This window comes from Atopomonas hussainii (assembly GCF_900109735.1).
Lineage (GTDB): Bacteria > Pseudomonadota > Gammaproteobacteria > Pseudomonadales > Pseudomonadaceae > Atopomonas > Atopomonas hussainii.
The window spans coordinates 1-22168 of the sequence record NZ_FOAS01000002.1 but is presented as its reverse complement, the minus strand read 5'-3'; the positions used below and the strand labels follow the sequence as shown (position 1 = coordinate 22168).

The 22168-nt window shown below is 59.4% G+C and carries 21 protein-coding genes and 1 tRNA gene; 11 read left to right on the top strand and 11 right to left on the bottom strand.

The features are described from left to right. The first annotated feature begins 90 nt into the window (after window positions 1-90). Window positions 91-501, top strand: a complete 411-nt coding sequence (locus tag BMX80_RS01775; RefSeq protein WP_074864460.1) for an HPF/RaiA family ribosome-associated protein — start codon at window positions 91-93, stop codon at window positions 499-501. A gap of 64 nt (window positions 502-565) precedes the next feature. Here BMX80_RS01775 and BMX80_RS01770 read toward each other — a convergent pair whose 3' ends face one another. Together BMX80_RS01770 and rlmE are read right to left on the bottom strand one after the other, a co-directional pair. Further along, the gene (locus BMX80_RS01770) at window positions 566-847 is read right to left on the bottom strand and encodes a peptidylprolyl isomerase (protein WP_074864459.1); all 282 of its coding nucleotides are present in this window, start codon (window positions 845-847) and stop codon (window positions 566-568) included. 76 nt (window positions 848-923) lie between these two features. Then, window positions 924-1544, bottom strand: coding sequence for a 23S rRNA (uridine(2552)-2'-O)-methyltransferase RlmE (rlmE, locus tag BMX80_RS01765; protein WP_071871892.1), 621 nt, complete (start codon window positions 1542-1544; stop codon window positions 924-926). A gap of 205 nt (window positions 1545-1749) precedes the next feature. Here rlmE and BMX80_RS01760 point away from each other — a divergent pair, with 205 nt between their 5' ends. The 4 genes from BMX80_RS01760 (at window position 1750) to BMX80_RS01745 (ending at window position 4744) form a co-directional block, all read left to right on the top strand. After that, window positions 1750-3381 carry an NAD(P)/FAD-dependent oxidoreductase gene (locus tag BMX80_RS01760; RefSeq protein WP_074864457.1) on the top strand — a complete coding sequence of 544 codons (1632 nt, stop codon included), beginning with the start codon at window positions 1750-1752 and terminating at the stop codon, window positions 3379-3381. Next, window positions 3378-4115 (top strand): TrmH family RNA methyltransferase, encoded by a 738-nt coding sequence (locus tag BMX80_RS01755; protein ID WP_074864455.1) that lies wholly within the window; start codon window positions 3378-3380, stop codon window positions 4113-4115. The genes BMX80_RS01760 and BMX80_RS01755 overlap by 4 nt, the downstream gene beginning before the upstream one ends. 91 nt (window positions 4116-4206) lie before the next feature. Further along, a tRNA-Met gene (locus tag BMX80_RS01750) sits at window positions 4207-4283 on the top strand. Window positions 4284-4363: 80 nt separating this feature from the next. Continuing rightward, window positions 4364-4744, top strand: coding sequence for a DUF7079 family protein (locus BMX80_RS01745; RefSeq protein ID WP_074864453.1), 381 nt, complete (start codon window positions 4364-4366; stop codon window positions 4742-4744). Window positions 4745-4759: 15 nt separating this feature from the next. On the opposite strand, the gene BMX80_RS01740 is transcribed toward BMX80_RS01745, so the two are convergent. Further along, window positions 4760-5167, bottom strand: a complete 408-nt coding sequence (locus tag BMX80_RS01740; protein ID WP_074864451.1) for a hypothetical protein — start codon at window positions 5165-5167, stop codon at window positions 4760-4762. Window positions 5168-5533: 366 nt separating this feature from the next. On the opposite strand from BMX80_RS01740, the gene BMX80_RS01735 reads away from it, so the two are divergent. The 5 genes from BMX80_RS01735 to BMX80_RS01715 are packed head-to-tail and all read left to right on the top strand — an operon-like array spanning window position 5534 to window position 12232. Beyond that, window positions 5534-7771 carry a TonB-dependent receptor gene (locus tag BMX80_RS01735; protein ID WP_074864450.1) on the top strand — a complete coding sequence of 746 codons (2238 nt, stop codon included), beginning with the start codon at window positions 5534-5536 and terminating at the stop codon, window positions 7769-7771. A gap of 36 nt (window positions 7772-7807) precedes the next feature. Next, entirely contained in the window at window positions 7808-8575 is a 768-nt protein-coding gene (locus BMX80_RS01730; protein ID WP_074864448.1) for an ABC transporter ATP-binding protein, read from the top strand. A 5-nt stretch (window positions 8576-8580) separates the two neighbouring features. Next, on the top strand, window positions 8581-9483 hold the full coding sequence (locus tag BMX80_RS01725) for an ABC transporter substrate-binding protein (protein ID WP_074864967.1): 903 nt from the start codon (window positions 8581-8583) through the stop codon (window positions 9481-9483). After that, window positions 9480-11450, top strand: coding sequence for a Fe(3+)-hydroxamate ABC transporter permease FhuB (fhuB, locus tag BMX80_RS01720; RefSeq protein ID WP_074864446.1), 1971 nt, complete (start codon window positions 9480-9482; stop codon window positions 11448-11450). Before BMX80_RS01725 ends, fhuB begins: the two co-directional genes overlap by 4 nt. Further along, window positions 11447-12232 carry a hypothetical protein gene (locus BMX80_RS01715; RefSeq protein WP_074864444.1) on the top strand — a complete coding sequence of 262 codons (786 nt, stop codon included), beginning with the start codon at window positions 11447-11449 and terminating at the stop codon, window positions 12230-12232. Before fhuB ends, BMX80_RS01715 begins: the two co-directional genes overlap by 4 nt. On the opposite strand, the gene BMX80_RS01710 is transcribed toward BMX80_RS01715, so the two are convergent. From BMX80_RS01710 to ppc, 7 genes are all read right to left on the bottom strand, one after another. Next, complete coding sequence (locus BMX80_RS01710) at window positions 12229-13227, bottom strand: isocitrate/isopropylmalate dehydrogenase family protein (RefSeq protein ID WP_074864442.1); 999 nt, start codon at window positions 13225-13227, stop codon at window positions 12229-12231. The genes BMX80_RS01715 and BMX80_RS01710 overlap by 4 nt on opposite strands. 44 nt (window positions 13228-13271) lie before the next feature. After that, window positions 13272-14162 (bottom strand): DMT family transporter, encoded by an 891-nt coding sequence (locus BMX80_RS01705; RefSeq protein WP_074864965.1) that lies wholly within the window; start codon window positions 14160-14162, stop codon window positions 13272-13274. A gap of 8 nt (window positions 14163-14170) precedes the next feature. Continuing rightward, a complete protein-coding gene (gene can / locus BMX80_RS01700; protein ID WP_074864440.1) occupies window positions 14171-14812 on the bottom strand; it encodes a carbonate dehydratase in 642 nt (213 codons plus the stop codon). A gap of 78 nt (window positions 14813-14890) precedes the next feature. Beyond that, a complete protein-coding gene (locus BMX80_RS01695; protein ID WP_074864438.1) occupies window positions 14891-16810 on the bottom strand; it encodes a bifunctional metallophosphatase/5'-nucleotidase in 1920 nt (639 codons plus the stop codon). 111 nt (window positions 16811-16921) lie between these two features. Beyond that, the gene (tsaB, locus tag BMX80_RS01690) at window positions 16922-17608 is read right to left on the bottom strand and encodes a tRNA (adenosine(37)-N6)-threonylcarbamoyltransferase complex dimerization subunit type 1 TsaB (protein ID WP_074864435.1); all 687 of its coding nucleotides are present in this window, start codon (window positions 17606-17608) and stop codon (window positions 16922-16924) included. 69 nt (window positions 17609-17677) lie between these two features. After that, a complete protein-coding gene (gene adk / locus BMX80_RS01685) occupies window positions 17678-18325 on the bottom strand; it encodes an adenylate kinase (RefSeq protein WP_074864433.1) in 648 nt (215 codons plus the stop codon). A gap of 222 nt (window positions 18326-18547) precedes the next feature. Beyond that, the gene (ppc, locus tag BMX80_RS01680) at window positions 18548-21184 is read right to left on the bottom strand and encodes a phosphoenolpyruvate carboxylase (RefSeq protein ID WP_074864431.1); all 2637 of its coding nucleotides are present in this window, start codon (window positions 21182-21184) and stop codon (window positions 18548-18550) included. A 187-nt stretch (window positions 21185-21371) separates the two neighbouring features. On the opposite strand from ppc, the gene BMX80_RS01675 reads away from it, so the two are divergent. After that, window positions 21372-21716, top strand: coding sequence for a pilin assembly protein (locus BMX80_RS01675; protein ID WP_071872060.1), 345 nt, complete (start codon window positions 21372-21374; stop codon window positions 21714-21716). Window positions 21717-21952: 236 nt separating this feature from the next. On the opposite strand, the gene BMX80_RS01670 is transcribed toward BMX80_RS01675, so the two are convergent. Continuing rightward, window positions 21953-22168 (bottom strand): transposase (locus BMX80_RS01670; protein ID WP_139213993.1); only part of this gene is annotated, 216 nt, incomplete at its 5' end.

Here is a 22168-nt window from a genome sequence, read left to right as displayed (position 1 = left end):
GTGTCGATGCAGCGATCACTGCGCACCGTTAGCGCTTAAGTGCGCTGCCGACGTGAAGACTAAGTTGTTGAGTTGAATAAGGAATGCCCTATGCAAATCCAGGTTCATAGTGACAACCACATCCAAGGCAGTGCTCGTTTAGCCGATTGGGTAAGTGCAACCGTTACCGACAAATTTGACCGCTACGGCGATGATCTCACCCGCGTTGTTGTGCACCTAGCCGACGAAAACGCCCACAAGTCTGGCGCCACTGATAAGCGCTGCCACATCGAAGCCCGCCCCAAAGGGCAAGCCCCGCTCTCCGTCACGCACAAGGCAGAATCACTGGAGTTCGCCTTAGACGGTGCACTGGAAAAACTCAGCCACGCGCTTGACCACCACATGGGCAAACTGCGCGCCAAACGCGCCGCCGCGCAGCGTGAAGAAAACATCGGCATCAGCCACGCCGACCACCTGTTAGAAGAAGACTTCCTAGAAAACCAGATGGCGCGTAGCGCTTAAGCAGCGCGCATAAAAAAACCGCCTTGGCCGAACGCCTTGGCGGTTTTTTAGTGCCTAGAAAAACTCAGTCTTGGCGACTGGTCACTTCCAGCAGGTGATAACCAAACTGGGTTTTCACCGGACCTTGCACCACACCCACCGGCGCGCTGAACACCACAGCATCGAACTCTTTCACCATCTGCCCACGACCAAAGGTGCCCAAGTCGCCGCCCTGACGGCTAGACGGACAGCTGGAATTGTCTTTCGCCACTTGAGCGAAATCGGCACCACCTTCGATAGCGGCTTTCAGTTCGTTGCACTTGGCCTCGGTGGCCACCAGGATGTGACGTGCGCTTGCGCGAGCCATGGGGGAACTCCTCAATTCATTCGATGAACAGCCGCCCAGCGGCAGCCGCGTTAGCAAACACTGAGACAACAGAGCCTCAGCCTTTAAAACCCTTTCCGACCATGTATACCTCACGCGAGCGTGAGCGCGAGGCATCGGGCTTGCGGATCATCACCTTGTCGAACGAGGTGCGCATGTCTTTCAAAAACTGATCCGAACCATCGCCTTGGAATACTTTGACCACATAATTGCCGCCAGGCTTGAGCACTTGACGCACCATGTCCAACGTCAATTCGACCAAGTACATCGCCGCCGCTTGGTCGGCCACCGCCACGCCGCTGATATTCGGCGCGATATCGGAAATCACCAGATCCGGCTGGCGGCCATCCAACATATCCAACAACTGTTGGAAGACCTTATCGTCGGTGAAGTCGCCTTGAATAAAGTCGACGTTTTCCAGCGAATCCATCGGCAAGATATCGGTGGCAATCACCCGCCCCTGATCGCCCACCATACGCCCGGCGATTTGCGACCAGCCACCGGGGGCCGAGCCTAAATCCATGATCAGCATGCCGGGACGAATCAGGCGGTCTTTTTCATCCAGCTCAATCAGCTTGTAACTGGCGCGCGAGCGCAAACCATCTTTTTGCGCTTGCTTAACGTAGGGATCGTTGACGTGTTCATCCAGCCAACGACGGCTGCTTTTCGAGCGTTTCATTCGCGAACTAACCACCGAAATCAATGTGCGGGCCAGACGCGATGAAACCGCGCGACCACAAAGTGGCGGCAATTATAGGCCCAGAGGCGCCTGCAGGTTAAATCGCCCAGGCGACAAACTGACAGCCGCCAGATCCGGCGCGTACAATAGCGGCCTGCTTTTTGTCCTTATTCCCTTTGCCGGAGTCACCGGCCAGGCTTGCCCTATGATTCGTATTACCGAACTGTCTTTGCCGCTGGATCACCCTGCCGACGCGCTGCGTGAAGCCATTGTTACCCGCCTGCAGATTAGCGCTGCCGAGCTGATCAACTTCACTGTGTTTAAGCGCAGCTACGATGCGCGGAAAAAGAACAGCGTGATTTTGTTTATCTACATCATCGACGTCGAAGTGCGCGATGAGGCCGCCCTGCTGCAACGCTTCGCCGATGACAAACACATTCGCCCAGCGCCGGACACGCACTACTACCCTGTCGGCCACGCGCCAGACTCGCTCAGCGAACGGCCGATTGTGGTGGGCTTTGGCCCCTGCGGCTTGTTTGCTGCCCTGCTGCTGGCACAGATGGGCTTTAAGCCGATTGTGCTCGAGCGCGGTAAAGATGTGCGCCGCCGCACTAAAGACACCTGGGCGCTGTGGCGCAAGAAAACCCTGACCCCCGAGTCCAACGTGCAATTTGGCGAAGGCGGCGCAGGGCTGTTCTCCGACGGCAAGCTGTATAGCCAGATCAAAGACCCGAAGTTTTACGGCCGCAAGGTGATGCACGAGTTCGTCCGCGCCGGCGCGCCGGAAGAAATCATGTACGTCAGCAAGCCACACATCGGCACCTTCCGCCTGACGGGCGTGGTGTCAACCATGCGCGAAGAAATCATCGCTTTGGGCGGCGAAGTGCGCTTTGAAAGCAAAGTCACCGACTTGGTGATTAACGATGGTCAGCTTGAAGGCGTGGTATTAGCCAACGGCGAAACCCTGCACAGCCGCCACGTGATTCTGGCCTTAGGGCACAGCTCGCGCGATACCTTCCGCATGCTGCACCGGCAAAACGTCTTCATTGAAGCCAAACCGTTTGCCGTGGGCTTCCGTATTGAGCACCCGCAATCGCTGATCAACCAAGCGCGCTTGGGCAAATACGCCGGCCATCCGCAGCTGGGTGCCGCCGACTATAAACTGGTACACCACGCGCAAAACGGCCGCGCGGTGTACAGCTTCTGCATGTGCCCGGGCGGCACTGTGGTGGCGGCGACCTCGGAGCCTGAGCGCGTGGTCACCAACGGCATGAGCCAATACTCGCGCAACGAACGCAACGCCAACGCAGGCATCGTGGTGGGCATCAATCCTGAGCAAGACTTCCCCGGTGGCCCGCTGGCTGGGGTGGAGTTTCAAGAACGCCTAGAGTCGCGCGCCTATGAACTTGGCGGCAGCGACTACTGCGCCCCCGCGCAATTGGTCGGCGACTTTATACGCGGCAAGGCATCGCGCGAGTTTGGCGAAGTCGAGCCGTCGTACAAACCCGGTGTACGCTTGGGCGACTTGGCACCATCGTTACCCGACTACGCCATCGAGGCAATCCGCGAAGCCCTGCCGGCCTTCGGCAAGCAAATTCGCGGCTTTGATCGTGACGACGCCATCCTCACCGGCATCGAAACCCGCACCAGCTCACCGGTGCGCATCACCCGCGATTACGAAACCCTGCAAAGCCTTAACCTCAAAGGTCTGTACCCTGCTGGTGAAGGCGCAGGTTATGCCGGCGGCATTCTTTCTGCCGGGGTGGATGGCATCAAGGTCGCCGAAGCCGTCGCGCGCTCTATGCTCGCCACTCACAACGATACGGCACCGGCATGAAGCTCGACGACATCAAAAAACTGCAGCAGAAAAAGTACCGCGCCCAGTTCGGCCACTTTCTGCTCGAAGGCGAGCATTTAGTGCTGGAGCTTGAAAAAGCCGCCCAGCAAAACCCCGCGCTGCTACGCAGCCAGCTGTATGTCAGCGCCGCCTACGAACATTGGCAAAGTCCATTTAAAACCCAGCTGATCAGCCAAAAGCAGATGGCCAGCATTGCCGACACCCAAACCCCGCAGGGCATCATCGCCGTGGTGCCTATGCTGCCGCAGAGCAGCAGCCCTGCAGGCAACAATGAGCGGGCGATTTACCTGCATGAGATCCAAGACCCCGGCAACCTCGGCACTATCTTGCGCACGCTGGCGTGGTTCGGCGGCTTTCGCTGCCTGCTGAGCCCCGGCAGTGTCGACCCCTACAACCCCAAAGTGGTGCGCGCCAGCATGGGCGCGATCTTCCACACGCCCTTGGAGTTAGATGTCAGCCTAGACAGCTTGCCGGCGCGCTTTAAGCACATCGCCTGCCTCGACATGCACGGCGACAGCCTACAAAGCCCCGCCTTCCACGCCAGCGACTGCTACCTGTTCGGCAACGAAGCCCGCGGTGTACCCCGCGAGCAACTGGCTGCACTGGGCGCGCAGGCCTTTACCATTGCCGGCAGCGGCGCGATTGAGTCGCTCAACCTCGCCAGCACAGTGAACATCTGCGCTTATGAGTTAAGCCGTTCATCGGCCAAATAGGCTTAGCGCTAAGCACTTGATCAAAAACGCATTATTCCCTTTTCCAGGGGTTGACACCCCAAGCCAAGATGCGAATAATGCGCGCCATTGCGGCAACGTAGCTCAGTTGGTTAGAGCACGGCATTCATAATGCTGGGGTCGGTGGTTCAAGTCCACTCGTTGCTACCATATAAATCAAAGGCTTACCTCCGGGTAGGCCTTTGTGCCTTATGGAGAAGTGACTACATCGTGACTACGGACGCTCACACATGGACGACCTCTTAAGCCCGGACGAGCAAATCAAAATTTGGGCCGCGCTTTCAGACGCATTTCTAGATACCGAAGTTAACTACCAGCACATTGCCAAACAGATTTGTGATTACCCACTTCCTGTTCTGGAGCACATGTTTTTCACCGAAGTGACACCTGTGTGTGCAGCCAATGCATTTGCGGTAATCCCTACCGTCTGGGCGGCATTTGATGAAAAGTGGCTCGCCGAAGAAATCAGCAAAAACCTCAGTAAAAAGCGCACTGTGCTCGGCAAAATCGCCGGGCACATCAAACTGAAGTTCTTGCGTAAATACTTTGCCGAAGAGTGGCAGGAGATTGCCCGCGCGATCGAAGCCGAGCGAATCAGCAGGCGCCCGTAGCCTAACGCGCCACTATCAATCCGCTGCCTCTGGCTTTGTATCTGCACTGGCTGACAAACTCGCCAAACGAGCCTTCATTAAGCGCTCTTGAGTCTCAAGCAAAACCGGCGCGCTGTATCCCACGATGATCGACAGGGCTACAACCTTGGCAAAAGTGCCAAGGGTTTCGTGCAGTGCGCCGACGAAATAGAGCCCCAGCACCAAGCCGATTACGCCGCCCAAAAAGCAACGAAGAAATAACCAAGCGCCTCGTTTTTCTTGCAGGTCTTTAGATGCCCAAGTTAGCTCGCTTTCATGGCGCGGCGGCCCCTCTAAATTAATGGTATGCCGTACCGCATTAGCGAAGCTGCCTAACACCCCGCCAAGCACACCGCTGATCACCAAGCCGTTACTGAAACCAATAACTGCCAAAAAAGCTTCCATGCATCCCTCCTCCATAAACGTTGCGATTTAACGACACCAAGCGCTCAACATCACCCGACCGCCTCGGCTTCACCGGACCTACGCACCCACAGCAAGTGGGGCAGCAAACTCTATGCATAGCACATGCTCATATAGTTGCCTCTCCAACACCCTACGGAAGAGGATGTCAGCGCGCTCCTGCGTCTAATCGTGCATCCAGCGAAGGCTCGCGGGTGCCCCTCAATCGTCAACCAAGAGAAACGAACACACACTCACCAAGAGCCTGACAACATGAGCTAGAACAACCGCAAAATATTTACGGTTGATATTCGTTCTCACTTGCACTAAGTTTCGCATCCTCTTTAAAGCCACCCAGGGATCGAACTCATGCAGTACCTGTCCGCTGTGCGTAAACCGCCTTTTGCTTTGAGCCTGCTTGCCGGTGTTTGTTTGTCGTCGGTAGCCAGCGCTGCCACGCAACTCGACGAAGTCGTTGTAGTCGGCGCGCGTACCCCAACACAAATCAGTGAGCTGCCCGGCACTGTGTGGGTGGTGGAAGAAGAACAAATCCAGCAGCAGGCACGCGCTGGCGTACCGCTGAAAGAAGCGCTGGGCCAGTTGATTCCGGGCCTGGATATTGGCGCACAAGGCCGTACCAACAACGGTCAGAACCTGCGTGGCCGCAGCGTGCTGGTGATGATCGACGGCGTGTCCCTAAACAGCGCGCGCGGCATTAGCCGTCAGTTCGACTCGATTGATCCGTTCAATATTGCCCGTATCGAAGTGCTCTCCGGCGCCAATGCGCTGTACGGCGGTGGCGCCACTGGCGGCATCATCAATATCGTCACCAAGAAAGGCCAGCCGGGTGCGGCTAAGTTTGATAGCCAAGTGGGCCTGCGCAGCGGCTTTGAAACCAGCGAAGACCTCGACTGGCGCGCCGCCCAAGCCATCTCCGGTGGCAGCGAGAATGTCTTTGGCCGCCTGTCGGTGGCCTATCAACAAAACGGTGCCGCGTACGATGGCAACGGCGACCGCGTGCTGATGGACATCACCCAGACCGACCTGCAGTACAACCAGTCCACCGACATCATGGGCAACTTGGACATCGTGCTGCCCAACGGCCACAGCATCAACTTGGGCGCGCAGATCTATGACTCGGGCTACAACGGCGATGACGGCCTGTATCTGGGGCAGAACTTCAGCGCTCTGCGCACCGGCCAAGGCTTTGGCGTGGAAGATGGCTGGGACAGCGATCTCGACCCAGAAACCAATCGCCAGATGTACAACGCCACTTACCACATTCCGGAAATTCTCGGTCATAGCGCCTACATTCAGGCCTATTACCGTCAGGAAGAGATGGCCTTTAACCCCTTCCCCAGCGTGCGTTTCTCGGGCACTAACGTAAACCCCTTCCAGTCGTACTATTCGGCCTCACAGCAAGACACCGATGCCTTTGGCGTGAAACTGGTGCTGAACAAGAGCTGGGATCGCTTCGACCTGACTTACGGACTGGATGCCGACAAAGAAAACTTCGACTCCAGCCAGACCCTGTTCGACCTCAACAAAGCAGCGCAAAGCGGCGGTCTAACCGCTGATAAATACGCCTCTGTGGGCCGCTATCCGGGCATCGACATCAAAAGCGTGTCGGCCTTCTCGCAAGCCAGCTTTAAGGCCACTGACAAGCTGACCCTATCCGCCGGTGTACGTCATCAAAAGATGGAAACCGAGGTCGGTAGCTTTGTCGGCGCGCAGCAGCAAATCGCCATTGCTGCCGGTAAAGCCATGGGTACAACAGCACTCGGCGTGAGCGCTGATGCGATTCCCGGCGGCGAAAAAGACTACGACGTCACCCTGTATAACGCCGGCGCCGTGTACAAGCTGGACGACCAACAACAGACTTGGCTGAACTACTCGGAAGGCTTCGAGCTGCCCGACCCAGCCAAGTACTACGGCTTTGGCAACTACAGCTTGGTTGCTGGCCACTGGCGCTTAAACAAAGGCGTAAGTGTCGATGACTCCCCTCTGGACGGCATCAAAACCAAGCAAGTCGAGTGGGGCTATCGCTACAACGACGGCGCCTTGGATGCCCAAGCGGCGCTGTTCTACGCCTGGAGCGATAAGAGCATCACTTACGACAGCAGCACCTTGGCCGTGCAGCAGCTGGATGACAAAAAACGCAACTATGGACTTGAGGCGCAAGTCAGTTACTGGCTGAACGACGCCTGGCAGATTGGCGCCAACGGCTTGGCCCTGCGCTCGCAGCAAAAGACCGACGGCAGCTGGGATAAGCAAGACGTCACCAGCGCCAGCCCGTCTAAGGCCGGTGCGTTTGTGGGCTGGTATGGCGCCGAGCAAAGCGTGCGTTTGCAAGGCGTACGCTCCTTTAACTTGAGCGACGAGAAGAGCAACAGCATCGACGGTTATGCCTTGTTCGATCTACTGGCCACGCAAAAGCTGCCGGTCGGCGATTTGACCTTCGGCATCCAGAACCTGCTCGACAAGGACTACACCACCGTGTGGGGCCAGCGTGCGCAAGTGTTCTACGGCGCCTTGGCACCGGTCGGCCTGTTCGACTACCACGGTCGTGGCCGCACCTACAGCCTCACCTACAACGTGTCGTTCTAAGGAGTGCGCCCCGGCTGTGGCCGGGGCCGCCTAGTTATGTTTGAACTGGATAAGGTGACGTTTCGCGCCGGCAGCCGCACGCTGCTGGCGCCTTTGTCGTTGCAGCTTAAACCGGGCTGCATCACCGGGTTGCTGGGCCATAACGGCTCGGGCAAATCCACGCTGCTTAAGCTACTGGCCCGCCAACACTCGCCCTCAAGCGGCGACATTCGCTATCAAGAACAACGCCTCGCCAACTGGTCGGCACGCGCCTTTGCCCGCCAAGTGGCTTATCTGCCGCAGCACCCGCCGCTAACTGATGGTTTAACGGTGCGCGAACTGGTCGCCCTAGGCCGCTACCCTTGGCACGGCCCGCTGGGGCGTTTTAGCCACGACGATCAACAACACGTCGAGCAAGCCATTGAGCGCACGGGGCTAAGTAGCCTTAGCCATGCCGCAGTGAACTATCTCTCCGGCGGCGAACGCCAGCGCGCGTGGCTGGCCATGTTGTTGGCGCAAAACAGCCGCTTTATGTTGCTGGATGAGCCAACCTCAGCGCTCGATGTCGCCCATCAACTGCAAGTGCTGCAGCTGATTCGTCAGTTGTGCGATGAGCTACAGCTGGGCGTCATCATCGTGCTGCACGATGTGAACCTCGCCAGCCGCATTTGCGACGACATTATCGCCCTGCGTCAAGGCCAGCTGGTGTTTCAAGGCACCCCGGCCGATCTGCTCCAGCCCGCGCAGCTCACCGCCTTGTATGGCGTGCCTATGCAAACCCTCTTCGCCCCCGGCAGTGCGCTGCCGCTGGCGTTTATCGAGTAATGCCCATGTTTCGTTTCCCCTTCCCCGCGCTGCTTGGCGGCCTGTGCTTAGCGCTGTCTGGCTTCACTCACGCCGCCACCTATGCCCATGAAAACGGCAGCGTCACGCTGGATAAAATCCCGGAGCGCATCGTCACCCTCGAATGGAGCCTCGGCGAGATCGCCTTGGACTTAGGCGTCACGCCCATCGCCATGGCCGAAACCGATGGCTACCGGGAGTGGGTCGCCGAGCCAGCACTGCCCGACAGCGTGGCCGATCTAGGCTCACGCCGCGAACCGAATCTCGAAGTACTACAAGCCCTTAAGCCCGAGCTCATTCTGGTGCCGCGCGACTATGCGCCGCTGCTGGATAAGCTGGAGAAAATCGCCCCGGTGATGGTGCTCTCTATCTACACCGAAGACCGCCAGCCGTGGCAACGTGCCGAACAGATCACCCTACAGATGGGCGAAGTGCTGGGTAAAGAAGCCGAAGCACAAGCACTACTGACCCGCATCAACGAACAATTCGCTGGCTATCGCGCGCAGCTGGGCGATGCCCAAGGGCCGGTGGCGCTGGTGAATATCGTCGACCCGCGCCATCTGCGCGTGCATGGCGGCGAGGGTTTGTATCAAGCCACGCTGGATAAACTCGGCCTGAAGAATGCGTGGCACGGCGAAACCAACTATTGGGGTTTCGCCACTCAAGGGGTTGAGCAGCTGCAAGTGCAGCCCAACAGCACACTGTTTTACTTCCAGCCGGTGCCGGACAAAACCCTCGAAATCATGACCAACAGCCCACTATGGCGCGCGCGTGAGTTTGTCCGCGAGCAACGTGTGCACAGTCTAGAACCGGTATGGGCCTTTGGCGGTCTGCACGCGGCCGAGCGCTTGGCGCGCTTGCTTACCGAGCAACTGACGAGCACACCATGACCCCCAGCGTGCGCTTGCCGTTACTCGGTAGCGGCCTGTTTTTACTCTGCGCAGGCCTTTTGGCGGCGCAAGTTGGCCAAGTGCTGCCGTGGCAAGAATGGCTCACCAGCCTGCGCCAGCCCAGTAACGACGACTATCGCCAACTGTTGATCTGGTACAGCCTGCTGCCTCGCTTAACCGCCGGTGCTTTAGCCGGTGCGGCGCTGGCATTGGCCGGTTTAGTGTTGCAGCAAGTGCTGCGCAACCCGATTGCCTCGCCCAGCACGCTGGGCATCGCCGGTGGCGCACAGCTGGCAATGGCCGCCGGCAGCTTGTTTCTGCCCGCCAGCCTAAACCCCGGCAACGAATGGCTGGCCCTAATCGGCGGCTTAGGCGCACTGGCGCTGGTGCTAAGTTTGGCTTGGGGACGACAACTATCGCCGCTGGCCGTGGTGTTGGCTGGTTTAGTGGTGGGCTTGTACTGCGGCGCCTTAAGTGGCGCATTGATTTTGCTGCATGAGCAGCGCCTGTCCGGCTTGTTCTTGTGGGGCGCCGGCTCGCTGAATCAGCAAGACTGGAGTGCGGTGAGCTTTCTCTGGCCGCGCCTGCTCATCGGCGCACTAGCCATTGTGCTAATCAGCCGCCCGCTGGGGTTATTGGCCCTGCAAGATGAACAAGCACGTGGCCTAGGCATTCCGCTTTTTTGGCTACGCCTCGCCGCCTTGCTGGCTGCCGTATGGCTGTGCGCCTGCATCACCAGCGCACTGGGCGTGTTTGCCTTTATTGGCCTCGCCGGCCCTGCGCTAGCACGCCTGCTGGGCGCACGACGCTTTAGTCAGCAACTGTTTTGGGCACCGCTGTGCGGCGCGCTGATCCTCACCCTCACCGACCAAGCGCTGCAATGGGCCGAGCAACTGGGCAGCGGCTGGCTGCCCACCGGCGCCGCCACCGCACTGATCGGCGCACCGCTGCTGTTATGGCTATTGCCGCAGGTGCGCGGCTTAAACGGCGGGCAAGACAGCCTAGCGCTGAACACACGCCCCGCGCGCATTGGCCTAAAAGGTTTAAGCGCTTTGCTGGTCGGCATTCTGTTGCTCGCATTGTTTAGCGGCGCAGGCCAAGCGCACTGGCTGATCGACACCACTAGCTGGGCGCAAACCTTGCCGTGGCGCTTGCCACGCGTGTTGGCCGCGTTAGCCGCCGGTATCTTGCTGGCTTTGGCCGGTACAGTTTTGCAGCGCTTGGCCAACAACCCGTTGGCCAGTCCTGAAGTGTTAGGCATCAGCGCCGGCAGCGCGCTCGGCTTAATCGCACTGGTGTTGCTGTGGGCCGATGCTGGACGCAGCGCCCAGTTGCTAGCCGGCGCAGTGGGCAGCGCGCTGACCTTAGGCTTTTTGCTCAGCCTGTCGCGGCGCAGCCAATATTCACCGCAGCGCTTGTTACTGGCGGGGATTGCCATCGCCGCCCTGCTCGATGCCGTGCTGCACTTACTTCTGGCCAGTGGTGATCCACGCTTGCAGCCATTGTTGTTCTGGCTGGCCGGTTCGACCTATCACACTAGCCTCACTCAGTCGCTCAGCCTGCTAGCACTGGCCCTAGTGCTCGGTGCGCTGTGCTGGGCGGGCAGCCGCTGGCTAACCCTGCTCGGCCTCGGCGCCGAAGCCGCGCGCGGTCTAGGCCTGAATCTCGGCAAGGCCCGCTTGAGCCTGCTGAGTTTGGCAGCACTGTTAACCGCCAGCGCCACCTTGCTGATCGGCCCGTTGAGTTTTATTGGCTTGATGGCCCCGCACATGGCGCGCTTGCTCGGCGCGCAGCGAGTGCGCCAACAACTGCTGATCGGCAGCCTGATCGGCGCTTGCTTAATGGTGTTGGCCGACTGGCTGGGGCGTAACGTGCTCTACCCCTTCCAACTGCCTGCCGGGCTGCTGGCTACGTTAGTCGGCGGTTTGTACTTTTTAATTGGCCTACGCGGAGGGCGCGCCCAATGAACTTTACCGCCCTATACCACCAGCTATTGCCCAACGACGCGCACGTACAAGAAGAAATAGCCGAGCTGCGTGATCTTCCTGCGCCGCAACGACAAGAACATTGGCCAACCATCAGCGCCAGCCGCGACGCCTTGTGGCAAGCCAGCGCACCACTGCGCGCACAACTGGGCATCGACAACGCTACGGTATTAGTCAGCGTGTTGCATAAACAGTACTGCCAACAAACCTTCGCCCGCCAAGCGCTGCTGAGCTTGTTGCAACAGCCAGCTCTTGAGTTGGGCGCGCAGGTCGGCCTGTGCCCCGCACACAAACGCTGGCTCTGGACATACCCGCAAGGCAGCGCCGTGTTTAGCCATGCCGAACTCATCGCATGGAGCCAAGCACAGCTAAAACACAGCTACCCGCTGTGGCGACAACTGGGCCTTGGCCCTGGGGTGTTTTGGAGCAATGCGGCGCTAAGCCTAGTGATGCCGTGGAATTTTATTCTTGGCCACACCGCTGCCAGCGAAGAACTCGGGCAGATCAGTCAGGCCTACCTCGCCAGCTTTGGCGAGAAAATCAGCCAGCAGCTGCAATGGATTGGCGTGCGCCGCCAAGGCTTACGCCACTGGCTACCCAAGCGCGAAGGTTGCTGCCTGCAATACCAATGCAGCAACAGCGAAGGCCAATGCGGCACCTGTTCGCTACGCAGTAAAGACGAGTTTCTCACCCTGATTCGCGCGCACTACGGGCCTGTGGAGGAAGACAGCAGCCCCGCACCGCTCGCTTTCGCGCTGGGCTAACCCAGCGCCGCCAGCACACCCATGGTGATACGCCGCGTGGTTTGCCCGGCGAAATCCACTTGGCGCTCTTTGGCCAAGAAGCGCTCCACGGCGTTTTCGATCAGCTCAGCCTCGTTATTCAGGCCCCAGTGATGGCGCAGCAACAAGGCCGCGCTCAGCATCGCTGCCAGCGGATTAGCCCGCCCCGTGCCGACAATATCTGGTGCCGAACCATGCACCGGCTCGGCCAAGGCGCAGCCATTACCCCAGTTCAGCGACGGCGCCATGCCTAAGCCACCGGCCCAGTGGGCGGCCAAGTCGGACAAAATATCGCCAAACAAGTTAGTGGTCAGAATCAGATCAAAGCGCTCCGGTGCTTCGGTGAGTTGCAGGGCGGCCACATCCACCAAACGCTCATCGACTATCGCCTCGAAACCGGCATCTTTGAGCACCGCACGGCAGGTATCGCGAAACAAACCGCAGGTCAGCGGCAGCACGTTGGCCTTGTGCACTAAGGTGATGCGCCACGCGCCACGCTCTTTGGCCACCTTCACCGCACGCTCAGCCAGCGCTAAGCAGGCCTCACGAGTGATCACCCGCTCGGCCACCGCCACGCCTTCGGCGCTTAAGTGCTCGCGACCGCTGTACAGGCATTCGCTGTTCTCGCGCAGAATCAGTAAGTCCACCCCAGGCTTAGGCGACACCAAAGGCCGACTGCGCACTGGGCGCACGTTCACTGAGAGTTTTAAGCGCTGGCGTAAGGTGATGATCGCGCTGCGATAACCTTCGACCTTCATGGTCGGCGACTGCACTGCACCAAACAGCCCCGCGCCGCAGCGTTGCATGGCGTCTAAAGTCGCCTGCGGCACCGCCTCACCGCAGCGCTGAAACGTGCCCCAGCCGGCCTCGGCATGTTCTATGTGCAGATCAGGCAGCACGGCTTGCAGCACTGTCACAGCGGCTTCGGTAACTTCTGGACCAATACCGTCGCCGGGGATAACGCAGAGTGAATGCATGGCTAGACCGAGTGAGCTAAATGAGCCACCAGAGTAACAAATCCTTAACGGCGCTGGCCCCACCACAGGCCAAACAGAATCAACCCACCGCCAATGGCATGCGCGCTGGTGAGTTGCTCACTAAGCAGCAATACCGCCAACACAGCGGTGATCACCGGCATTAGGTAGTTAAACACCGCCGCCGTGCCCGCCCCCAGCACGCGAACGCCTTGGTTCCAGCCGTAATACGCGAGCAGCGAGGCAAACACGGCGGTGTAGGCAATACCACCTAGATTAGCGGTAGTTAAAGCGAAACCACCTACGGATTGCCACTCCCACAGATACAAAGGCAACAGCGGCGGCGTGCCGATCAGCACCAGCGCAGCCAACAACAGCCATGGGCTAAAACCTTGCAGGTGCGTGGCCCAGCGCTTGAGCAGCACGCTGTACAGGCCCCAATCGAGCACCGCCAAGAGCATCAGCAAGTCGCCCTGATTAAACTCCAGCGCCGCCAAGCGCTGCCAGCTGCCGGCGCTGATCAGCCACAACAGGCCCAGCATCGCCAGCCCGGTACCCAGCAGGTTGCGCCGCGTCGGCCACTCACTCAGCAGCCAGCCACTTAAGGCAAACACAGCAATCGGCAGGCTGGTGTTAACCAAGGTGATATTGATCGCCGTGGTGCTCACCGCCGCGTGGTAAAGAATGCTGTTAAACGCGCTGATACCCAGCAGCGCCAGCACCACCAAGCGCCAGCCGGCTTGGCGCAGCAAGGCGCGCTGGCGCCACAGCGGCAGCGCCATCAGCGGAATCAAGATGAGAAAGGCGCCGGCCCAGCGCCAGAAAGACATGGCCATCGGCGGCACGCTGCCAGCTAAAGCGCGCGCTACCAAGGCATTACCCGCCCAGCTACTGATCGCCAGCAGCAGCCACAGCGCCGCTGTGCTGCGCGGCGACACACCCACGTTTATTGCCCCAGCGGTAACACGCGATATTGCGGCGCTACTTGCTCGGGGCCGGTAATGGTCACGTTAAGGTTTTTCAGGCGGCCATCTTTAATGCCGTAGATAAAACCATGCACCGACAACGGCTGGCCACGGTGCCAAGCGTTCTGCACGATATTGGTGTGGCTCACGTGTGCCACTTGATGCACCACGTTCAGCTCACAGAGGCGGTCCACCTGCTCTTCCTCAGTGGGCAGCTTGTTCAGCTCATCGCTGTGCTCGTAATAAATATCGCGGATATTGCGCAGCCAGCAGTCGATCAGGCCGTATTGGCGATTGTTCATCGCCGCGCGCACACCGCCACAGCCGTAGTGGCCGGTAACGATGATGTGCTTAACCTTGAGCACTTCCACGGCGAACTGCATCACTGACAGGCAGTTGATATCGGTATGCAGCACCACGTTGGCAATATTACGGTGCACGAACAGCTCGCCGGGCATCATGCCGACGATTTCGTTGGCCGGTACCCGTGAATCGGCGCAGCCAATCCACAGGTACTCAGGGCTTTGCTGCTTGGCGAGTTTTTCGAAGAATTGCGGGTCTTCATCCGTGATGGCCTCTGCCCAACGCACGTTGTTATTGAACAGTTCCTGCAATTCATTCATCGCTTAGCTCCAAGCCTTAATTGTCCGCCGCCACTTTAGGCAGCCAGTGGCAGTGTGACAAGACAGCCCACGCCAAAGTCACGCACGCAAACGGCGATATAACCACCAGCCTAGCAGCAGGAGCACTAGCAGACCGCCGACGCTGACACTCCACTGCAACGCACCGGCATTACGCAGCAGGCTGCGCGGATCGAGGCTGGCGTGGCGAATCATGCGCAGCTCGTTGGCGGCGTCATCATCGGCGATATCGGCCAAACCATCGCCATTGCTGTCCGGCAGGCTGCGCAGGTGATCGAGCAGCGCCTGCCACTCTTTATATTCCTGCACGCCGTCTGTGCTGGCATCACGGTCGATCAGCGCGGCTTGCACGTTCTCTAGCGGTTGGCCGTCGGCGGTTTTCGGCACCACGCTGAGCAAGCCCTTAGAGATATCCGGAATCAGCCAGGTAAAGCTGCCCACATAGGTGGTCGCGCCGATGCTGTACAGCGTGGTGTTGGCAGCCGAAACATCCAGCTCGCGATAGCCGTCTTGCGGATTACCCAGCCACACCTGCTCGACCCGATCAAACGGCACGCGGTAGGGGTTGTAGGTGAACTTCAGCCCCGACAAACGCGGGTAGTAGCTGTCATCGCGCAGCTGATACGCCACCAGCAGCACTTCCAGCACATTTTTGATTTCTTCGCCGGTGACGTAAGCCTTCATCAGCGGATAGCCGGGCTGGTCGTCCAGCTCGCCGATGCCCAGCGGGGCAATGCGGAATAAATCCGACACACTCTGCACGCCGTCACGACCGTGGATCACATCATCACGGATGGTGCCGTTGCCGGTAAACGCCACATCACTGCCGGTGGCGTGGCGGATGGCGTCGGTGACTAGGTTGCCCAGTGCTTGATCGTCGTAAGCGCGAGTTAACGTGCGCGGCGCCTTGGCCAGCGGTTGATCGAACTCGTAACCGCTGGGGGCGAGCATCTGCTCGGTCACCACCTGTTTAAAGCTATCCACTTCAGCGGTGATGCTCGGCTTGCCCGGCAGTGTGTCGTTGATGGCGTGCAGGCTGTAATCAATCACCTCGGGGCCATTGGCGGTGAGCTTCATGCGTAGCTCGCCAAGGTGCTGAATTTCTGAACCGGCCTGCATCACCGGGGTTTTGCCGTTGACCATAATCGGCTGCGGCAAGGCGATGTGCGAGTGGCCGCCCACTACAATATCGATGCCCGGCACTTGCTCGACCAGCTCGACTTCTTCACCGCGCCAAGTGCCGTCGGCCTCCTGCTTGATGCCCATGTGCGAGAGCAGGATCACCACGTCGACTTTCTCGACCTCGCGCAGCTGCTTGACCATCGCCTGCGCGGCTTCCAGCGGCTTAACAAAGTGCAGCGGTTTAGTCATAGGGCTGACTTCCACAGCGTTTTCACCCAGCAGGCCGAACAAGCCAAAGCGGATGCCGCCGCGCTCCAGCACCTTGTAAGGCGCAATCAGGCCGGCGTCGTAATGCACCTTGAGGCTGTCATCAGCTTTATTGTCAGTACTGAACTGCATATTGCTGGAGAGCAACTGCGGTAGCTGGCCGGAGCGCGCTTTAGCGGCGGCGCTGATCATCATCGCCAAACCGTGCGGGCGGAAATCAAACTCGTGGTTACCCAGCACCGCAGCGTCGTAGCCCAGCTCGCTCATCAAGCGCAGCTCGCCGCCCACCTCGCGGGTCACGGTGTGAAACAGCGTGCCCATGGTGAAGTCGCCGCCATCCAGCAGCAGCACCGGGGTATCCCCTGCAGCCGCACGACGCGCATCCAACAAGCTGGCCAAGCGCGCCACGCCGCCAACGGTGTCGTCATCATTGACCGTGGCTGGAGTGAATTCGTTATTCGGGCCAAAGCCGAGCAGGCGCGATTGCCAGTCGTTGGTGTGCAGAATAGTGAAGGTTTTGTCGGCAGCCTGCGCCACAGCCGCCAACGGCAGGCAAACGGCGAGGCACAACGCAGACAGGCGAAGGCGCATGGGGCGAGTCCTTTTTGTTCTGATTAAAGCGCCAGTGTAGCCAGTGCTTAACGCCAACGCGCTGTTATAAGCGGCCACTGGGAGCGGCAAATCAGGACAACACGCCCAGAATTACACTGGCGCGTTTTTCGGCGTGGCCACTTTATCGCGCAGGTACACCGGCTGCGCATCGGCGGCACCTACCGCTTCGCCGCGTTGCCAAGCGGCTAAGCCTAGGCTCAGCAAGTCTTCGGCATGCGGCAGCAGGCTGGCATCACACTGCGCCGGTTTTACCGCCAAACGCTCGGCATAGGCCCAGCCGGTGCCAGCACCAAAACAGTGCTCAGCGAGCATTTCGCGCGGCAGGCTGACTTGCTCCGGCGGCAGCACGGCTTCAAGGCCTTGCAGCTGCATCACGCTGTGTTCATCGAGGCGATAACAGCCCCAGTAAACTTCATCCATGCGTGCATCAATGGCCGCGGCCACCTCACGCGCGCTGTGCTCGCGCCAAGCACGCTGGGCCAGCAAGGCCAAGTTGGATACCGCGAGCACCGGGCGATCTAGCGCCAGCGCCAAGCCTTGCACCATGCCGGTGGCAATCCGCACGCCGGTAAACGCGCCGGGGCCACGACCAAAAGCCAGTGCATCCACGGCACTCATCGGCACACCCGCCTGCGCCAGCAAAGCTTGAATCATCGGCAACAACTGCTGCGCGTGCTGACGCGGTATCACCGCGTAATCGCTGTAACGCTCGCCGTTATGCAGCAGCGCCACCGAGCACGCTTCGGTCGCGGTATCGAGGGCCAACAAGGTGGTCATAGAGCAATCTCAAACAGTAGAAACAACAACGGCCCGCTGACGGGCCGTTGTAGGGTAACGCAAAACCGCTTAGCTCAGCGCAGCCAGCACCTTGGCGGTAATGGCTTCAACCGAGCCGACACCTTCAACCTTGCTGCACTTCGGCGCGCCGGTGGCGGCAGCTTGCTTGGCGTAGAAATCAACCAGCGGCTTGGTTTGCTCGTGGTACACGGCCAAACGCTTGCGCACGGTTTCTTCGCTGTCGTCAGGACGTTGCAGCAGGTCTTCGCCAGTTTCGTCGTCTTTGCCTTCTACCTTCGGCGGGTTGAAGGTGACGTGGTACACGCGGCCAGAGGCTTCGTGCACGCGGCGACCCGAAATACGCTGAACGATTTCTTCGTCGTCTACGGCGATTTCCAGCACGTTGTCGATGGCCACACCGGCTTCCTGCAGCGCTTCGGCTTGCGGAATAGTGCGCGGGAAACCATCGAACAGGCAGCCTTGAGCACAGTCCGGCTGAGCCAGACGGTCTTTGATCAGGGCGATGATCAGGTCGTCGGACACTAAGCCACCGGTGGCCATGATGTCTTTCACCTGCAGGCCCAGCTCAGTGCCAGCCTTAACGGCAGCACGCAGCATGTCGCCGGTGGAGATCTGCGGAATACCGAACTTCTCGGTGATAAAACGGGCTTGGGTACCTTTACCGGCGCCCGGTGCTCCCAGCAGGATTACGCGCATGGGTGTGCTCCTCAAGTGTGCTAAAGACTAAGGAGCACGCCGGCACAAGGCGAACTCCCGGAATTCGGTACGCAGTCACAAAACGCGAAAGGCCGGACAAGATACACAGCGCCCCCGTTCTGCACAAGCATTGGGCAGTAGAGCCCCAAAACATGGCATTTGTGACTGCACATTATAGATCAGTCACAAATGCACTTTAACCCAGCAACACAGTCAGGTTTTTTAACCGGTGTTGCGCAGGCCTGCGGCAATGCCCGCCACAGTCACTAACAACGCCCGTTCCACGGGGCTATCCAACGCGCCTTGTTGCTGCCGTGAACGTGCCAGCAGCTCGGCCTGCAGCAAGTGCAGCGGGTCCAGATAGCTATCGCGCACGGTCAGTGCCGCGCGAATATCCGGCGACGCTTGCAGCAATTCGGTTTGCCCGGTGAGGGTCAGCACCACTTGCTGCATGCGCTGTAAGCGCTGGCGCAGGGATTCTCCCAAAGCTTTGTGCTCGTCGGCTACCAGCCGTTCGTCGTAAAGACGTGCGATGGAGGCATCGGCTTTGGCCAAGACCATCTCCAGCATGTCGATACGGGTACGGAAGAATGGCCACTGCGCACGCATGGCTTGCAGGGTTTTGCCATGCCCATCGGCCAGCGCTTGCTCCAGCGCCACTTCCCACCCCAGCCACGAGGGCAACATGAGACGGGTTTGCGTCCACGCGAAGATCCACGGAATGGCGCGCAACGATTCGATACCACCGGCGCGGCGTTTCGCCGGGCGACTACCCAGCGGCAAACGCCCTAATTCTTGCTCCGGCGTAGCTTGGCGGAAGTAGTCAACAAAGGTTGGCTCACCACGCACCACGCCGCGATAAGCCTCGACGCCTTGCTCGGCAAGCTGGTCCATCAGCTTGCGCCACGCAGGCTTAGGCGGCTTGGGCGGCGCGAGCGTTGCCTCCAACACCGCCGCTACGTACATCTCCAAGCTCTGCACAGCCAGCTCGGGCAGGCCGAACTTGAAGCGAATCATCTCGCCCTGCTCGGTCACGCGGAAACGCCCTGCCACCGAACCCGGCGGCTGCGAAAGGATCGCCGCGTGCGCTGGGCCACCGCCACGCCCCACCGTACCGCCACGACCGTGGAACAGGATCAGCTCTACTTCATGGTTGCGGCAGACTTGCACTAAGCGCTCTTGCGCGCGGTATTGCGCCCATGTGGCGGCCAAGGTGCCGGCATCTTTGGAGGAATCCGAGTAGCCGATCATCACCTCTTGCGGGCCCGCTAAACGACGGCGATAGCCATCCAGCCCCAGCAAGGTGTTGATGCATTTACCGGCAAACTCGAGGTCGTCCAGTGTTTCAAACAAGGGCACCACGCGCATCGGCCGTTGCAAACCAGCTTCTTTGAGCAACAGCTGCACAGCGAGCACATCCGAAGGCGCGCCCGCCATAGAGATGACATACGAACCCAGTGCGCCAGCGGGCGCCTCGGCCGCCACTTTGCAGGTCGCCAGCACCTCAGCGGTATCCGGCGTAGCGCGGAAATGCCCTGGCAGCAGCGGACGCGGGTTTTCCAGTTCTTTGAGCAAGAAGGATTGGCGCTTGGCCTCCGTCCACTGGCTGTAATCGCCAAGGCCCAAAAATTGGGTGATCTCGCTCACCGCTTGGCTGTGACGGGTGGATTCCTGACGTAAATCCAAACGCACTAAGAACAAGCCAAAGGTGGCGACACGGCGCAGGGTATCGGTCAGATGGCCGTCGGCAATCAAACCTAAGCCACTGGCTTTTAAAGAGTCGTAACACAGCTGCAGCGGTGCTAGCAGCTCGGCATTGTCGCTGAGCACCTGTGCCGGGGCGGGGATGTCGGCATGCAGGGCGTCTTGCGCCCATTGGCGGGTTACCCGCAGGCGCTCGCGCAGCTGTTTGAGCACCGCGCGGTAAGGCTCGCGGCTGTCACCGGCTTGCGCCAATAGCGCCTTGCTGGCGGCGTGCATCGACAGTTCCGCCGCTAGCCCATCGACATCACGCAGGTACAAATCCGCCGCCATCCAGCGCGCTAATAGCAGCACTTCACGGGTGACGGTCGCGGTGACGTTCGGGTTGCCGTCGCGGTCGCCGCCCATCCACGAGGCGATGCGCACCGGCGCAGCATCTAGCGGCAAGCGCTCGCCGATGCTGTCTTGCAGGGTTTGATCGATCTTGCGCAGGTAATTGGGCACCGCCTGCCAGAGCGAGTTTTCGATCACCGCGAACCCCCACTTGGCTTCATCCACCGGGGTGGGCCGTTCGTGGCGAATTTCGTCGGTATGCCAAGCGCTGGCGATTAACCGTGCTAAACGGTCGCGGCAGCGGGATAACTCCGCCGGGGTAAGGTCGTTATGGTCACGCCACGCCAGCTGCTCAGAGATAGCATCGTACTTTTGAATCAGCGTGCGGCGGCTCACTTCGGTGGGGTGCGCGGTGAGCACTAACTCGATTTCCAACTTGGCCAGTTGCTGCGCCAGCGCCGAGGACTCATGCCCTGCTTGCTGCAAGCGCGCTAACAACTCGCTCAGCACGCGGTCTTCAAAACGCGCTTCTTCGCCATCGCGCAAGCGGCGGATGCGTTGGTACTGTTCAGAGATATTGGCCAAGTTCAAAAACTGGTTAAACGCGCGTGCTACTTGCACCACTTGCTCGTCATCCAGCTCGGCCAAGGCCTGTTGCAGTACTTTGGCGCCTTCGTCGCTGCCCTGCCGGGCCGACTTGGCACCCAAGCGAATCCGCTCGATGCGCGCCAACATATCAGCGCCTAGATGGCTGCGAATCACCTCGCCAAGCAACTCGCCCAGCTGACGGACGTTCTCGCGCAGGTGGGCATCAATCTCAAACATGCACAGCTCCTTGTTGCGACAGGGCAGAAGAACACCAGCTTGCCCACCGCGACGCCCCCTTACAAGGGCGCGACACCAGCAAGCAGCGTTGAATAATGCTGACTAACCTTAGCCTATGGATGTCTTGTGCAAGCAAGGCATCCGCCCGCCTAGGCAAACAGGGCCGGAGTGCCCGAGGAGTAGGACGATGAAAATTCGTCAATTGGTCGAACAGTGGCAAGCCCATGACCAAGGCCGCTTAACCCGCCGCGACTACGCCATCCCCCTAACCCTAGAAGACGCCGCCCGGCTAGCCGCCTTAAGTGAGATGTACCCCAAACGCAGCCCCGAAGACTTGCTCGGCGACTTAGTCAGCGCCGCACTGGAGGAGCTCGAAGGCAGCTTCCCCTATGTGCAAGGCAGCAAGGTAGTCGCCACCGATGAGTTAGGCGACCCACTGTATGAAGACATCGGCCAAACGCCGCGCTATTTGGCGCTATCACGCAAGCATCTGGCAGACCTGCTCAAGGCCACAGACAAGCCTGCGCATTAACGATCACGAGAAGCTTTCAACACAAGCTGATCGCTACATATATAAGTAGCGATCACATCCAGTCCGAATACGCTCGTTTGCATCAGCTTATTTGCATGGCTAAGGAAACGCTGATTTATTAAGCCTCACACCAGCACCAGTGCCGATTCGCAGCGCAAAATCAGAAAACCAGCTCGATTCCCCGCATGACTAGCGCCTTTTGGCGTTAGCGCAGCCTCCGTAGAGGCCATTTCCCGTCAGCAAGACGGATTTATCCCGTGAGCACGCATCAAATGTCGCTTGGATAGCAGCAAATTCGCGAAGCCAAACAGGCTGAACAGCTGCGCCGTGTTTTTCGTCAGACCGCGATAGCGCGTTTTGCGGTAATGAAACAGATTTTTAACCACGTGAAAGGGATGCTCGACTTTGGCGCGCACTTTGGCTTTCAGGCGTTCTATTTGCTCTTGCAACTG